Raw genomic sequence first — 14,790 nt, 5'->3', positions numbered from 1 at the left:
ACTCGCTCTTTCGCAGTCTTGCTCGATCCGCAACGTCAACCTTTCTCGGTTATGGCTTTGAGCTCACGCTCGAGTTTCGTGAAAGCGTCAACGTTCTCTCTTACCAACTTGTCGAGCGCGGCCCCGTTCAGGTAGTCAACGGGACACTTCATCTTCACCGACCAATCGATGAACTCCTGATCCGCGAAGACCTTGTCGAACGCTGCCCGCAAGGCGGACACGCGCTCCGCCGGCACCTTGGGTGGAGCGGCGATTATGTACTTGATCTCGAAGAGGCTAGTCAACGCACGTGCGAGTTCGCGGTTCTCAGGGGGAACCACCTCGAGGGCAGTGGGGACGCCCGGAAGGTCCTTGTGGCGCTCGAACGCCAGTTGTACCACCGGCCTTACGTCACCCGTCTCAATGAGGGATACCAACGAGCCGTAGAACGCTGAGGTTCCGTCCACGCCTTCGCCGCGCACCACCGCGAGGTTCGCCTCCCGCGAACCCGGAAAGCCGGTAACGACCTTGTAGTTGATTCCCAGGGCCTTCAGCAGCAACAGTGACCCATAGTAGTCTCCGCTGCCCACCCCTGTCTGGGCGAAGACTATCGGCCTTCCGGCACCGGCGAAGTCCTTGACCGTCTTGAACGGGGACTTGCCGGACACGACGGTGAGGAGCGGTTCGGTCGTGACCCGGGCAAGCCAGTTCATCTCCTCCAAGTTGAACCTCGTCCCCGGCGTCTTCAACACCTGATTGATCACCGCTCCTGCCCCGTGCGCAATGCCTATGGTCAGGCCGTCCGGGTCTGCGGCGTACAGAGTATTGATTCCGATCATCCCGCCGCCGCCAGCGACATTCTGCACCACGACGGTTACACCGGGGATGTACTCCTCCAGATACGGCGCCATGGCCCTGGCGTACGAGTCAAACCCGCCCCCAACGCTGTACGGCACGATGAACTTGATGACCTTGCCCTTGAAGAACGACAGGTCCCCGTTGGCTGCGGCAAGAACCCCGGCACCCGCGAGACTGGCGAGGACCATCATGGTTACGCTCGCTAGAACTATGCGTCTTATCGCCTTGCTTGCCATGATCGTTTGCCTCCTCTGGCTTTACTGCAGATAAGGTTTGTGACGTCGGTTCCTCCCACTCGTGTAACTTCACATCACGTGCCACCAGGCTCGCGACGGCTCGGCGCAACGACTCGGCGCCGCCCCACGCTGGACCGCGTCTCTCCAATAGGACGCACCTTCACTCGCTGTCGCCGCGAAGCGCCCCTCCGCGTACGTGCCCGCTACCCTGTCGCACGGCCCCGGCTACACAGCTCCGGGCGAGCTCCCACGCTATGTCCCGCAGGCACTCAACGTCGTCCGGCGTCGCCCCGTCCACGTGTATCCCGACCACAGCCACTACTGCCACCTTGAGCCTCGCAGCCATGAACTCCGCTATGGGCTTCGCAAGCTCATCATCCTTGTGTCCGACGAGAGTTATCACTGACGCGGTCGCGCTTGTCACGGACGGGTCACGCAGACTCGGCCTCGGCACCGCCACGGCGACCGAGCCTATGTGAGGAGCGTCCCCGCCGGTAATGGTAACCACGAGGTCGTTCCCGGCCCACGTCGCTGCGAGCGACAGACGGAACCTTCCTTCGCCCGCCGAGATCTCGTACACAGCCCCGCTATTCCCTCCGCTCATGTTCGCAAGACCCCCACCTTGGGAAGAGGTCGTGGCTCAACCCGAACCTATCAAGGATCTTCCCAACGAGATGGTTGACTACATCGTCGATGCTCCTCGGACGGCAATAGAAGGCGGGCACCGGAGGCATTATCGTGACGCCCAGACGCGCGAGTTTCAACATGTTCTCCAGATGAATCGCACTAAGCGGAGTCTCCCTCACCACGAGAACCAGAGGACGGCTTTCCTTGATGGTGACGTCCGCGGCTCTCTCAAGAAGGTTCTCCGAGTATCCGTTGGCGATAGCCGCGAGAGTCTTCATGCTGCAGGGGGCTATGATCATGCCTGCGGTGAGGTAGGACCCGCTCGAGATCGGAGCGTCGAGTGCAGAAGGGTCGTGACAGTGGGAGGCGAGAGCCTTCACTGTTGCAACACTATACGAGGTCTCGACCTCTATCGTTTTCTCCCCCCATGGGCTTATCACGAGATGAGACTCGATGCCGCCTGCCTTGAGTGCTTCCAACACCCTTATCCCGTATATGGCTCCCGTGGCACCCGTGATCCCGACTACCAGGCGCATTCAGTTTCACCGTCCCGTGCGACTTGCAGATGTCCGCGGATTGCCCGGACCAAGTCTCGCCTCGCCGTGAACCGCGCCCCCGCGATGCCCGAGCACCGCGGGGGCTTCTCTACCAGGTATGATGGGCGCAACGCCAACGCCGGCTCATGCCGACGGGAACGTGAGCGTCCTCGGCAGGGCGGTCACAGCCAGCGGATACTGGTAATCCGGGGTGGGCCACCCATACCTCTTCCTCTGTATCAGCCTGTACATCCCGGCGTGCTTCTTAGCCTCCCACCCCATTCCACTTGCCGGGATGAGAGCCGGGTCGTGGGGTTCTATCTCGACGTACCCCTTTGCAAGCGCGCCGGCGATGAGCTCCTCGCCCACGCTCGTCCTGGGCAGCGTCGCCACGAGCCTTCGGTTCGAGTGGCCGACCTCCTGGAAGATGTCGCCGCACGACACATCGGCGAGCTCCGCGGAGAAGTCTATGCACATGAGGCACCTGTCCCGCTTGTAGCTAGCCGATCCGAGGAAGTGCCACGTGTAGTCGTGTTTGCTGCCCGCCCAGTGTATCTTGCGATCCTTGGTCACTACGTAGAGTGAGCCCGGCCACTTGCCCCCGCGGTAGTCCATGGCGATTATGTCGTCGAGGTTCTGCACGTTCGCGAACTCCTGGACCAGGTGCTTCGTCCCTTCTCCGTAGTAGGTGGCGGCACAGAACACCCCTATCGTGAACTGGATTGCGTCCGCGAACTTCTTGGGCTGCCCTGAGGCCTGGAGCTTGCGGACTCCGTGTATGTGGCACGGACACCCCACAACCGCGATTTTGGACAGCTTCCTTCGGGATACCGCCTCCGAGATGAGGGAGTTGTTGGGCACCATCATCATGCCGGTGCGGAGCCCCATCGACACCTCCTCCGGCGTCGTCGCTATGAACGGACGGCATCGCCAGTACGGAGGTTCCGGATTCCAGCCCGCGAGGAGCACTCCGTCGATCAGCCCCTCATTCAGGGCGTAATTGAGAAGCGCCGACGTCATCCCGCCGCTGCTCGTGCTCGTCCTTACGTAGGGATCAGCGGCCCAGCCCTTGTAGCACGCCTTGTAGATGCCGAGCGGCTCCTTCTCGGGGTCCCTCTCCCTGCCCAGAAACCTCTTGTCAAGGTCCCTCAACGGAATGTCCTTGCCTGGGCACACCTCAACGCAGCGCCCGCACTCCGTGCATTCCTTCACCAGTTTCGGCTCAGGCTCATCCAGGCTGTAGTCGATGGCAATGCTGCCGGATGCGCATACTCCGACACAGGTCCCGCAGCCCATGCATAGCCCTTGATCGATCACTTCGCGCTTCAGATCGTCGAAGGTCTTCACGCTCGTCCCTCCCTGCAGAGTGTGCTGTTCACTTGGCCGTACCCATGGGACTGTCGCAGATTGTCGTCAGCATGACACAATCGGTCTGCATTACCCCTCCTCCCCCGGATGACCCCCTAGCAGAGCCGTGTCAGCTCCTTGCCCTGCCGCCGGGCAATGCTCTTTCGGCACCGCGCACCCGCGCCACCGCGCCGCGTCGCTGTGCAGCTCTCGCCCAGCGCCACGGCGGCGCGCGTCGTCCGCGGCTCGAAAACCAGCATGGGCCACTAATGCCGGGAGTGCGGCGCGCCGCCCGCGTTTCATCCTCGACCGCCCGGAACGTTCTGGCATGGCGGACGCCGGCGTTGCGGACGGCGGACTGCGCTTGTTCTACTCAGGTATCGCCATGTCAGGCTGGCCAGGCTCGGACTGCTTCGCCTCTGGGAAGTACCGCTGCATGATCTCCTTCACGATTGCGCACTGAGCAGCCATGTTCCTTCCGTCGTTCGCGTTGGTGATTATCCCGTGAGCGCTCACCGCCGAATTACCTGACTTGAGATACACGGGGGATGCGACTCTTACCATCTCAGGGGCTTCGTACGTCCTGATGAAACCACCCGATGCGGGCGGGTTGTCCGTGTGCAGATCAATGGGCACGTCCACGGCTTGCCTAAGTGCAGCGATCATGGGGAGCTGCAGGTCACGTATGGGGTTGATGCTGTTCGCGCCCAGCCTCTCGAACAGCTTGAAGGAGGCGGGGTTGCAGGCGCCCATGTGCGCCGATAGTTTGATATGAAGGTTCGCGGGGAGCTCTCCGGCCTTTCTCATCTCGTCCATGACCCAGAGCATCCCCTCGTCGTACACGATGATCCCCCGGACACCCAGATCGCACGCTCTCTTCACATCTTCGATAGCCCTCACGAGCTGCTCCATTCCACGCAACCTGTACCCAACCCGCACGCCCTGCGAGCTCAATACTGTGGCACCGGTATCGTAAGTAGCCCTCGGACCCACGGAGAAGTTGAGCTCGACGCCGTAATCCTTGGCGATGGCGACGTACTCCTTTATCTCCTGCGCCGTGTGTCGTATGATCCCGTACGTGTCGTCCACGCGGTTTATATTGTGATTGTACACCTTCTTCGCCGTCTCCACCAGCACTCTCATGGCCTCCGCCGAGTTGACCGTGGGAACCTCGCTCCGCCAGTGAGCCCCGTCGGGAAAGGTCTTGCCCGACGTGGGGAGATCCCACGCGTCTGAGCCGGGTAGGCCCAGCTTCTCCATGAAGGCCCTTGTCTTCTCGAAAATCATGAAGTCCACTCCTTCCAGCAGCCATCTCGCCACGAGCCCTGCTCTCGTGAAACCGGGTGGCTTGATTCCGAATCAGCTTGAGTCAGCTCGAGTTGCTGTGGGCTAGCCCCGAAGTCGCTTCGTCTCGTGTCGCTATGAGGGCTCGTTTTTCGAGACCCAGGTCCCGTCCCACATCCTCCATCCCTCGCCGGACCGGTGCGCGCGCAGGCGGCGCCCGGTCCGGCGAAAAGCAAGACCGTCGCCGGCAGGAGGGGCCTATTTATCCTTCCACGCCGCGTACTCGTCTTTGATCCACGTGTTCATGTCCGCCTGGTGTTTGGCTGTTTCCTGGTACCACTTGCGCTGCTCGGTGTCGACGAGGTAGGCCTTGACCATGTAGTGCAGCATCTCGACGATGTTTACATTGATCTTCTCTGGTATCTGGTCCACCACCGCGACGCCGGAATATCCGTATGGCGAGGCTATCGCACCCGCCCACGCCGCGGCTCGCAGGATCCTTTCCTCGTCCTCCGCGGAGTGAATGATGTCGGTCCTGCCAAGCAGCATGGCCAAAGCCGCCTCGATCCCGTAAGCGCCCCAGTTCGACACGAACGAAACGATCATGCTGTCCGTCTCGGTCGTGGCAGCCACCCCTTGCCCGCACGGGCAATGGCACTTCGCGCCAACGGGAAGGTACTTCTCGATGGCGTCCCTGATGCCGCCCAGACCTATCTCGTTCCCGCCGTCACCGATCCCTATCGTGAAGATGCCGCGCCGCTTGGCCTCTTCGACCAGGCGATCGTACTTTCCGGTGAGCGGGGTGATGTCTATTCCCCACAAGGAGTGGTAAATCCCCGTCTTACTGCGGCTTCCCTTCTCAACCGCGATGACTGCGGAAGGCTTGAGTTCGTCGAGGATTTGCTTGATGACTCTCTCCGACTCCTCCACACTCATGTACGGATGGAGCGGCGTTTCCACTACGACCCGCCTGGGTATCTTGAGGGCCTCTTTGCGGTCATACACGCGCAGCCCAGCCCCTCGGCAGCTCGCCTCCACGATCTCCTTGAGCTTCGGCTCAGTCATGATCACGGGAGTCGCGCCCAGACCGAGGTCGATCGCACGGGCGAGACCGGCCGTCCCCGGAGGTCCATCAGTCTCTCCCGACATGAAGTGAGGAAGGTACCATCCCGTCACCATCAGCACCACATCGCCAGGTTTGACGTGATCGACGAGTCCCTTGGCCGCGTAATACGTGAGCGGCACCTGGCCCGGCGTCCGCTCTCTCGCTACTTTGTACAGAGAGCGAATCAGAGGTTCCTTCTCCCACTTGTGGAACTTCCCGCCGACCGCTGCGGTGACTAGCGTGTCTATACCGTCCGCTGCAATCTTGACTTCTTCTTCAGTCATCCGTTCCATTGACGTCATACCTCCCGTGCTTCAAAATGATGGTGAGATGCGAGACCCTTCCAAGCAGAACCCCCGGACTCACCTCCCGCGAGGCGATTCTTCGACCCCACGACACATCGCGCACCTCCGCGCGCCTCGCTGTGTCCTTGCAGCCCTCGTCTGCTATCGCAACACGCTATCGCCACGCAGACCTGACATCGTTCACGAGTTTCTCCGTACGTTGTCTCACTTCCTCCGGATCCACCTTCACCCGTGCGACGCCGGACTCCATCGCCGCTTTCGCGACCGCGGCAGCCACCGCAGGCGCCACACGGGGATCGAATGGCCTCGGGATGATGTAATCAGGCGAGACCTCTTCGTCTGAGACCAGGTCCGAGATAGCGTATACGGCCGCAAGCTTCATGTCTTCGTTGATGTCCGTCGCGCGCACGTCGAGCGCGCCTCTGAACACCCCCGGGAAAGCGAGGACGTTGTTGATCTGGTTCGGAAAGTCCGACCTGCCTGTAGCGACGACTCTCGCTCCTCCCTCTCTCGCCTCGTCAGGCATGATCTCAGGCACGGGGTTCGCCATGGCGAACACCACGGCGTCACGGGCCATGGCCTTCACCATGTCCTTGTCCACTAGACCGGCCTTGGAGACGCCGATGAACACGTCCGCGCCGGCCAGGACCTCCTTCAGCCCGCCTGTGACGCGTTGCCTGTTGGTGACCTGAGCGATCTCTTCCTTGTACGGGTTCATGCCCTCTCTTCGACCCTCATAGATCGCACCTTTCGTATCGCAGAGGATGACGTCGCCCACCCCCAGCTTGAGGAGGAGTTTCGTGACTGCTATGCCCGCCGCCCCCGCTCCGCTCACTGCGACTCTGATGTCCTGAGGCTTCTTGCGCACGATCTTCAGGGCGTTGATGAGTGCGGCGCAGGTCACGATGGCCGTTCCGTGCTGGTCGTCGTGGAACACCGGGATCGCGACTTCCCTCTTGAGCCGAGACTCCACTTCAAAACATGTGGGGGCTGAGATGTCTTCGAGGTTTATCCCCCCGAAAGTGGGTTCCAGTAGCTTGATTGCTTCAACGATCTTTGCTGCGTCTTTTGTCGCAAGGCAGATTGGAAAGGCGTCTACCCCAGCGAATGCTTTGAACAAGACAGCTTTGCCTTCCATGACCGGCATCCCAGCCCCAGGGCCTATATCGCCGAGTCCGAGGACGGCCGTGCCATCGGTGACGACCGCCACAAGGTTTCCCTTGCTCGTGTACTTGTAGATCTTCTCCGGGTCCGCGTGAATCTCTTTGCAAGGCTCCGCGACTCCCGGCGTGTACGCCAGGCTCAGGTCTCGCGCGTCCCTCACAGGGACCTTGCTCTCCACTCTGAGCTTGCCCCTGTTCGATTCATGAAGGCGCAAGGCCTCCTCTCTCATCGACACCTCGTCGCTCCCCCTTTTGTTGTCGTGTGTAATCATCCGGTGCCAGGTGTGCGCAGATCACGGCGCGACGCACCATGGCTGACGTGCCAAGACGGTCGGGTATGACACGCGGGATTCTATTTGGTATACCACTATGCGCACTAAGAAGGTTCGCCACCCATCACGAAATTCCTTCCGACACATGTCGGATTTTCCGACATTCGCGGGAAGGACCTCATAGAGTCAGAGGCCTATCCCAAACCCGCCCTGTTCAGTGGTTCTTTGTGCGGCGTAGAGCAGGCCGGCAAGAAGGCCGTCGATGTGCTGGCGCATTGCCTCTTCGGCGTATATCGACGTTCCCTCCTTCCGAGACCTGGCGAGCTCGCGAACGATAGCCTCGTGTTCAGCCACGGAGTTGCGCGCCCGACCTGGTGTCAGCAACGACGTCAGCCTATGCCGAACGGTCTGGGTCTTGAGGAGGTCCAGCGTTTCCGCCAGGCGCTTGCTCCCGCTCGCGTCCACTATGATCCGGTGGAAGACTCCGTTCAAGTCGGAGTATCGGTAGAGGTCGTTCTCGTCAACGGCCTTCTCCATTTCTACGAGAATCTCCGCCAGTCGCTTCATTGCGTCGTCTGTCAATCGTGGGACGGCAAGCCTGCACGCCAGCACCTCCAGCGCTTGCCTCATCTGAAGGATCTCAATGGCGTCCTCTGGCGAGAGGTTCACCACAACGGCTCCCCTGTTCGGCACCAGCTCGACCAACCCCTCGGAGAAGAGCCTCTCGAACGCCGCTCTCACCGGGGTACGACTCATACCGAGCTCCTCCGCGACGGTCCGCTCCACCAGACGGTAGCCGGGACCCCAGATGCCCTTCTTAATGCGGTCTCGGATTTCGAGGTACGCTTTCTCGGCTTGCTGACCTCTGTTTGAAGCATCGCATTCTTTGCTCACACACCGGTTCCCCTTCTGTCTGATGATTTGGGTCATGACCCACCGAGCCCGAAGCAGACCCTCAGAGTCCCGGTCTTAGTTTCGGTGTGCGGTCAGGCATTCCTGCTTGTCGCCATCCGCAAAGCGGCGACTGCGGCGACTGCGGCGACTGATGAGAGCGTCTTACGTCTTCCATCTTTGGTCACACCGTCCGCCAACACGTGCCAAGTCGCACGCGACAAGACGACGGCACTGCAAAGCCGGGCATCTCGCCCGGCCTGCGTCAGCTCCCAGTCCTTGCGGCGGCCTGGAGCTTGACACCCGCCGATCGATTGCGCCCCGTCCTCATGCGGTACCAGCGGTATGCGATGACGGCGATTATGATGGTTACCCCAACGTACGACCACATGTCAGGGTTAACAAGCATCAAGCTGCCGACTCCCATCAAAGCCCTCTCCCAGGTGGATAGCCTGCCCATCAAGTATCCGTGGGTGCAACAAGCCGTCGACAGACACGCCACGGCGGCCACGCCGACGGAGACGAGGAACCTTGAAAGCGTGGTGTGTAGGCCTAGCAGTTCCGGCCTATACACCAACAGGAACGGCAGAAGGAATCCAGGCGCCGCAAGACGCAGCGCAGTCATTGCCGTCTTGTTCGGGCTCGAGCCAGCGATCCCTGCGGCCGTGTAGGAAGCCAGTGCCACCGGAGGCGTTATCCCGGACAAGCAGCCGAACCAGAACACGAAGAAGTGTGCCGCCAGTGGCGGGACGTTCATCCGCACGAGCGCCGGAGCGGCGATGGTCGCGACCACGACGTAACACGCGGTAGCGGGCAGCCCCATGCTCGCAACGAGGGAGGCCAGAAGCACGAAAACGAGCGCGAGAATCAAGCTGCCCCTTGCAAGCTCTATCATGTTGTAAGCGACCACGGATCCCAAGGCGGTCATTCCGGTCACTCCCACGATGAATCCCACCACCGCGCAGGCAAGGCCTATGGGCACTATGCTCCGTGCGCCTTGGGCAAGGGCTTCCACTATCTTCTTCAGACCCATCCTCGACTTCCTGCTCACAAAGCTTACAAGGACCGTCGATATGAGGCCGGCGAACGCCGAAGTTATCGCGGTGAGACCGGAGATGAGGGCGTAGATGATCACGAGCACGGGCACGATCAGGTAGCCCTTCTCCTTCAGCACCCTGCCCAACCTCGGCAGATCCGCCTTCGGAAGACCTTGTAGTCCGAGCTGCTGCGCCTCCATGTCTATCACGAAGAACAGAGAGAGATAGTAAAGAATCGCCGGGATTATGCCCGCAACCATGATGGTGGTGTATGGAACACCAAGGAACCCCGCCATCAAAAACGCTGCTGCGCCCATGATCGGCGGCATGATCATCCCGCCGGTGGAGGCGGTGGCCTCCACGGCTCCCGCAAAGTCAGGTGTGTACCCGATGCGTTTCATGAGCGGGATGGTGAAGCTCCCCGTAGTCGCCACGTTTGCGATGGAACTCCCGCTTATAGTGCCCATGAGCGCGCTCGAAACCACCGAGACTTGTGCGGGGCCACCCCTTCTGTGGCCGATCAATGAGAACGCGAAGTCGTTGAAGAACTCACCCACCCCGCTCTTCGCCAGGAACTCACCGAAGAGGACGAAGAGAAAGAGGTACGTCGAGGAAATGGTGAGGGTCGTTCCGAAAACCCCGGCGTCGGTCATGAACATCCTCGACACAATGCGGGACCACGGAAACCCGCCATGCGCGAAAACGCCCGGAACGTATCGGCCGAACCTCGCGTACAACAGGAACACGATTGCCAGGACCGGGAGTATGGGTCCCGTGGACCTCCTCCCTGCCTCGAGGACGAGGAGAATGCCGATGACCGCGACAACGTAGTCCCGCGGAAGAGGGATCATGCCACGGTTGTACAAGGCATCGAACGAAAAACAGAAGTACAGGGCACACCCCGCCCCAACTATGGCCAGGATCCAATCTACGGCCGGTATCCTGTCTCTGCTAGCCCCCCGCCGCGCCGGATACAGAAGGAAACATAGGGCCATCAGAAAAGCTAGGTGAATCGCGTTGATCTTCAGGGTGGGAAGGAACGAAAAGCTGTTGCTCCATATTTCGAAAACCGCAAAGGCTACGGCTATTATCGAACATATGGATGCCGCGATGCCTGCTACACGCCGTGGTCCTGATCGAGAGCTCGATGTGTTCTCCGAACGCGCTGTCACTTGCGTGCCTTCCATGCGTTATCATGCCTCCAACGCCGCCTTGAGCAGCCAAGCTGGCGCCGGTCGGGCCCCGCAACCGCTTTCCGTCGTCGGGGCATCCGGGGCCCGACCGCTCGCCGCCGGCCCAAGTCAGCTCAAGGTCATCTGTGCGGCGTCACTTGGTTCCTCTGGTTGAACGTGCTGCTCTGCCTGGCGAGTTCCCTGTCGCTTGCCTCGAGCCGCTCGTGGCGCCGAGTCATCCTTTGTACTCGGGCGGAATCAGCTTCTCAGGGATCTTGATGCCACGCTCCTTGAAGTACCGGATCGCCCCGGGATGCAAGGGAGCGACGAGCCCCGGTATGGCACGCTCGAGCGACATGTATGACAGTCCGGAGTACGACCTGTGAATGTAGTCTAGGTTCTCGAATATGGTCTTGGTGATCTTGTAAACGAGGTCCTCCGGGATGTCCTTTCTGATACCCAAGGCCGTCGTCGTGGCGATTGTACGCACCGCGTAGTCTTGGCCCGGGTACGTGTTCGGCTCTATGGTGAACTCAGAGAACTCCGGGTGCAGCTCAGACGCGCGCTTGACCTCGTCCTGCGTCATTGACAGAAGCCGCACCCCTACCCTGCTGGCGAACAGGTCCAGCACTGACGGATGAGGGATACCTCCGGACAGCTGCGCGGCCACGATTCGCCCATCCTTTATCGCGTCTGCGGACTGGGAGAATCCCAGGAACTCCGGGACTATATCCTTGTATGTCATTCCCGCGCCGTCCAAGGCGGCTATGGTGTTCGGCTCTGTGCCGCTTCCAAGTTGACCGACTGAGACCCGCTTTCCTCTCAGTTCCTGGTACGTCTTGATGCCCGATTTCTCGGTCACGACCATCTGGACGACGTTGGGCCACAGCACCGTTATCATCCGAAGGTCCCTGTAAGGCCTGTCCTTGAATGCCCCTTTGCCGTTGTAAGCGTCAACCACGACGCTTGCAAGTAGAACCGCGGCTTCCGCCTCGCCTTTAGACATCATGTTGATGTTCTCGGGAGATCCTCCTGATTCCTGGGCAGATGCAACGACGCCTTCCTTACCCAGCTTGTCGTTGATGAGGCTCGCGATGACCGAGCCCGCGGGATAGAACGAGCCTCCCATGCTCGCCGTGGGAATGCGGATGAATACTTTCGTGGCAGCCTCCCCGCCGATGCCCACCATGCTCAAGACGAGTGTGAGCGCCGCTACCATGACCATCGCCTTCGTGAATCTTCGCACGAATATCCCCTCCCGGCTTTCGCCCGCCAAAGCGGGGCTGATTCATCAACCGCTTTCCAGCTTCCTCTTGGTGACATGCTGCTGCAGCTTCTTTACGATGTCTTGTTCGGGATTCGTCCTAGCGCACGCTCGGCTACTAATGCTAGACCTCCTATAGCTTCTTGTAGCCGGTCCCCCCTTCCCTGGTGGCGTTATCTCGTCGGCATTCAAGCGGCAGCATTCCAGAGGGCTGTCCGCCCCCCGTCCGCTCCTGGGGATCGTAGACGCATTTGGTACACCAAATGTCATACCATACCACCTCAATGTGTTCTACACGGAGCGCCGGTCTCCTGCTTCGGAAACGAAAAACGGTGGCGGTCCTTCGTCCGCGCGGTTCGTGAAGGAGATCAGGGGGCGCGTGGGGAATTCTTATTTGGCAGTACCATTACACCACCATCGCCGCTGCCCGGCATGTCACACCCGCCAAGCACGTGATCGTGCGCCGCCGCAGAGCAGGTCACACTCCAGGCGATCTGCAGCTTCGACCGTCGCGCCTTTTCGGAGCATGGTCGGGAAACCCGATGGATGGCTGTTGGCCCGGCTTGCCAACCTATGAGGTGATGTGACATGGCGACAGACGTTCGCATACGCAACGCGCGGCCGGACGACTCCCCGATAGGCGCGGCTCTCTTGAGGATGTCCTTTCCGTCGGAACGCGCGGCAGACGCCGTTTTCGGACTAGGCGATCCTGATCGCGCGCGCGGAGCGCTGAGGGCCTTTTTCATGAGGGACGCGAACCGGTTCAGCTATGAGTTCGCCTTGGTGGCTGAGGAAGGAGACCGCGTCGTCGGAATGCTCCTCGGATACGAAAGCCGTAGAGTGAGACGGCTGAATCTCAACATGGCCTTTCAAGCTCCGTTCGTGTACGGATTGCGGAGGGCCTTGCGCGTCGCCATGTCCTCGGGTTCCCTCCTTTTTGCCATTCCCCGGCCAGGACCGGGCGAGTTCTACATAGAGCGCGTCGCTGTGCTTCCGGCGTGGCGAGGGCGTGGCATCGGCACACAGCTCCTCGAAGCGGCTGAGAAGAGGGCCAAAGCCGCCGGAATCGGCAAGTGCTCCCTGGACGTTGACATCGACAACGAGGCCGCTCGAAGGCTGTACGAGCGTCTGGGCTACAATCTTATTCGCACGTACGTTCTCCGGGGGAAGGCGCGCAGGTGCGGAATCAGAGGCCTGCACCGGATGGTAAAGACACTAGCATAGGTGCCGCCTCCAAAGATTTCGCCTGGACGCGGTCACGTAGGTCAGGGCTTCGGACCGCGCGAACGCTGGTCTAGCGGAGAGATTCATCATGGAGAGAATGGAGACAGCGATGACTTCACGCAGAGCCGGTACAAGCTCATTGACGAGGGTGGCGGTCTTCGCCGCGCTCACGAGCGTGCTGGCATTCATATCGATCCCCTTGCCGTTTGGCCCAGTCCCCATGACGGCGCAATCCTTCGGAACGATGCTCGCGGGCCTGATCCTCGACCCCGGTGAGGCCGCGTCAAGCCAGGTGCTCTACATATTCCTCGGCATCGCGGGCATGCCCGTTTTCGCAGGGAACTCCTCGGGCTTGGGAGTGCTGACAGGGCCCACCGGGGGATATCTCTGGGGGTTCGTTGTGGGAGCGTACGTGATAGCCCTCCTGACTCGAAGAGGGACGCACGGCAAGCCGCCCAGCACGACCTCATCGATCACGGCGTGCGTGTTGGGCGGCGTACTGGTTGTCTATGCCCTGGGAGTCCTGCAGCTTTGGACGGTTACACGGCTTCCGCTGGGCAAGGCCATCTTTGCGGGAGCTCTGCCTTTCCTTCCTGGCGACCTACTGAAAGCTTGCATAGCAGGGTCAGCCGGCTCGCGGCTCCGCAGGGCGGTGCGCGCGTCACAAGCCCACCGGACCATAGGATGACGCCTTCGGACCGCATCTGAAACCCTTCCCAGGCGCAGAGACCAAAGACCGCGACCCACGGGCCATGGTCGCGAGCGGTGGAGCAGTGGGCCGCGGGCACGCTGTGGACACAATCGTCTCTGATTCAATGGTCATCCAGTTGGCCATAGTTGGCCTTCAGGAATTCGACCTGCTTATTCACTACTTCCTCCGGAACCGGAGCGGGTCCGCCGGCAAGCCTGCTGAGAAGGAACACCATAGCGGCCCTCTCCACGATCTCACACACGTTCATGGCTTCGTCGAGGTCGCGCCCCACCCCGATCACCCCATGGTTCGCCAGAAGCACGGCGCTGTCTCCGCCGAGGGCACGCACCGCAACCTCCGCGAGCTCCCGCGACCCCGCGGGGGCGAACTCCGCCACCCTGACCTCGCGCCCCCTCGTTGCGGCTATCAGCGTCTCGAGAAAGGGCGGAATCGCGAGGCGCGCCGACGCGACCGCCGTGGCGTACGTGGAATGGGTGTGCACGACCGCTGCCACGTCGGCTCTCGCGCGCAGGATGGCGGCGTGCATCATGTGTTCGATCGACGGTCGTCTTGCGCCATCTACCACGCGTCCGTCGAGGTCCACTCCCACGATGTCTTCGGGTCTGAGAGATTCGTATGCCATGCCACTCGGAGTGATGTAGAAGCAGTCCATGCCAGGAACTCGCGCACTGATGTTGCCGCTAGTCCCGTATGTGAGGCCAGACCGTATCATGTGAATCCCAGCATCGACTATCCGTCTCTTGAGGACCAGGATCTCCTCTTGCGCCATTCACAATCC

The 14,790-nt window shown here is 60.9% G+C and carries 13 protein-coding genes; 2 read left to right on the top strand and 11 right to left on the bottom strand.

From position 1 onward, the window contains the following. Nucleotides 1–35 precede the first annotated feature (35 nt). From NUW12_04580 to NUW12_04535, 10 genes are all read right to left on the bottom strand, one after another. The gene (locus NUW12_04580) at nucleotides 36–1,073 is read right to left on the bottom strand and encodes a tripartite tricarboxylate transporter substrate binding protein (GenBank protein ID MCR4402047.1); all 1,038 of its coding nucleotides are present in this window, start codon (nucleotides 1,071–1,073) and stop codon (nucleotides 36–38) included. Between the two features lie 160 nt (nucleotides 1,074–1,233). Next, the gene (locus NUW12_04575) at nucleotides 1,234–1,677 is read right to left on the bottom strand and encodes a hypothetical protein (protein ID MCR4402046.1); all 444 of its coding nucleotides are present in this window, start codon (nucleotides 1,675–1,677) and stop codon (nucleotides 1,234–1,236) included. Next, complete coding sequence (locus NUW12_04570) at nucleotides 1,661–2,236, bottom strand: UbiX family flavin prenyltransferase (GenBank protein MCR4402045.1); 576 nt, start codon at nucleotides 2,234–2,236, stop codon at nucleotides 1,661–1,663. The genes NUW12_04575 and NUW12_04570 overlap by 17 nt, the downstream gene beginning before the upstream one ends. A gap of 144 nt (nucleotides 2,237–2,380) precedes the next feature. Then, the gene (locus NUW12_04565) at nucleotides 2,381–3,583 is read right to left on the bottom strand and encodes a Coenzyme F420 hydrogenase/dehydrogenase, beta subunit C-terminal domain (GenBank protein ID MCR4402044.1); all 1,203 of its coding nucleotides are present in this window, start codon (nucleotides 3,581–3,583) and stop codon (nucleotides 2,381–2,383) included. Between the two features lie 369 nt (nucleotides 3,584–3,952). Continuing rightward, complete coding sequence (locus NUW12_04560) at nucleotides 3,953–4,870, bottom strand: U32 family peptidase (protein MCR4402043.1); 918 nt, start codon at nucleotides 4,868–4,870, stop codon at nucleotides 3,953–3,955. Between the two features lie 255 nt (nucleotides 4,871–5,125). Then, entirely contained in the window at nucleotides 5,126–6,265 is a 1,140-nt protein-coding gene (locus tag NUW12_04555) for a DUF4392 domain-containing protein (GenBank protein MCR4402042.1), read from the bottom strand. 166 nt (nucleotides 6,266–6,431) lie between these two features. Next, nucleotides 6,432–7,676: an NAD-dependent malic enzyme gene (locus tag NUW12_04550; protein ID MCR4402041.1), complete on the bottom strand. Its 1,245-nt coding sequence runs from the start codon at nucleotides 7,674–7,676 to the stop codon at nucleotides 6,432–6,434. Nucleotides 7,677–7,898: 222 nt separating this feature from the next. Continuing rightward, the gene (locus tag NUW12_04545) at nucleotides 7,899–8,606 is read right to left on the bottom strand and encodes a GntR family transcriptional regulator (protein ID MCR4402040.1); all 708 of its coding nucleotides are present in this window, start codon (nucleotides 8,604–8,606) and stop codon (nucleotides 7,899–7,901) included. 262 nt (nucleotides 8,607–8,868) lie between these two features. Then, nucleotides 8,869–10,812: a TRAP transporter permease gene (locus NUW12_04540; GenBank protein MCR4402039.1), complete on the bottom strand. Its 1,944-nt coding sequence runs from the start codon at nucleotides 10,810–10,812 to the stop codon at nucleotides 8,869–8,871. Between the two features lie 235 nt (nucleotides 10,813–11,047). Further along, complete coding sequence (locus NUW12_04535) at nucleotides 11,048–12,058, bottom strand: TAXI family TRAP transporter solute-binding subunit (GenBank protein MCR4402038.1); 1,011 nt, start codon at nucleotides 12,056–12,058, stop codon at nucleotides 11,048–11,050. Between the two features lie 606 nt (nucleotides 12,059–12,664). On the opposite strand from NUW12_04535, the gene NUW12_04530 reads away from it, so the two are divergent. Both NUW12_04530 and NUW12_04525 read left to right on the top strand, forming a co-directional pair. Beyond that, the gene (locus tag NUW12_04530; GenBank protein ID MCR4402037.1) at nucleotides 12,665–13,300 is read left to right on the top strand and encodes a GNAT family N-acetyltransferase; all 636 of its coding nucleotides are present in this window, start codon (nucleotides 12,665–12,667) and stop codon (nucleotides 13,298–13,300) included. A gap of 88 nt (nucleotides 13,301–13,388) precedes the next feature. Next, entirely contained in the window at nucleotides 13,389–13,988 is a 600-nt protein-coding gene (locus NUW12_04525; protein MCR4402036.1) for a biotin transporter BioY, read from the top strand. A gap of 124 nt (nucleotides 13,989–14,112) precedes the next feature. Here NUW12_04525 and NUW12_04520 read toward each other — a convergent pair whose 3' ends face one another. After that, nucleotides 14,113–14,781, bottom strand: coding sequence for a class II aldolase/adducin family protein (locus tag NUW12_04520; GenBank protein ID MCR4402035.1), 669 nt, complete (start codon nucleotides 14,779–14,781; stop codon nucleotides 14,113–14,115). Nucleotides 14,782–14,790: the final 9 nt, after the last annotated feature.

It is taken from the genome of Bacillota bacterium (assembly GCA_024653485.1).
Lineage (GTDB): Bacteria > Bacillota > SHA-98 > UBA4971 > UBA4971 > UBA6256.
This window is presented reverse-complemented; position numbering and strand designations above follow the sequence as displayed.

Coding starts and splice junctions, on each gene's coding strand:
- NUW12_04580 (MCR4402047.1), bottom strand. CDS start 1,073: ATGGCAAGCAAGGCGATAAGACGCATAGTTCTAGCGAGCGTAACCATG.
- NUW12_04575 (MCR4402046.1), bottom strand. CDS start 1,677: ATGAGCGGAGGGAATAGCGGGGCTGTGTACGAGATCTCGGCGGGCGAA.
- NUW12_04570 (MCR4402045.1), bottom strand. CDS start 2,236: ATGCGCCTGGTAGTCGGGATCACGGGTGCCACGGGAGCCATATACGGG.
- NUW12_04560 (MCR4402043.1), bottom strand. CDS start 4,870: ATGATTTTCGAGAAGACAAGGGCCTTCATGGAGAAGCTGGGCCTACCC.
- NUW12_04555 (MCR4402042.1), bottom strand. CDS start 6,265: ATGGAACGGATGACTGAAGAAGAAGTCAAGATTGCAGCGGACGGTATA.
- NUW12_04530 (MCR4402037.1), top strand. CDS start 12,665: ATGGCGACAGACGTTCGCATACGCAACGCGCGGCCGGACGACTCCCCG.
- NUW12_04525 (MCR4402036.1), top strand. CDS start 13,389: ATGGAGAGAATGGAGACAGCGATGACTTCACGCAGAGCCGGTACAAGC.
- NUW12_04520 (MCR4402035.1), bottom strand. CDS start 14,781: ATGGCGCAAGAGGAGATCCTGGTCCTCAAGAGACGGATAGTCGATGCT.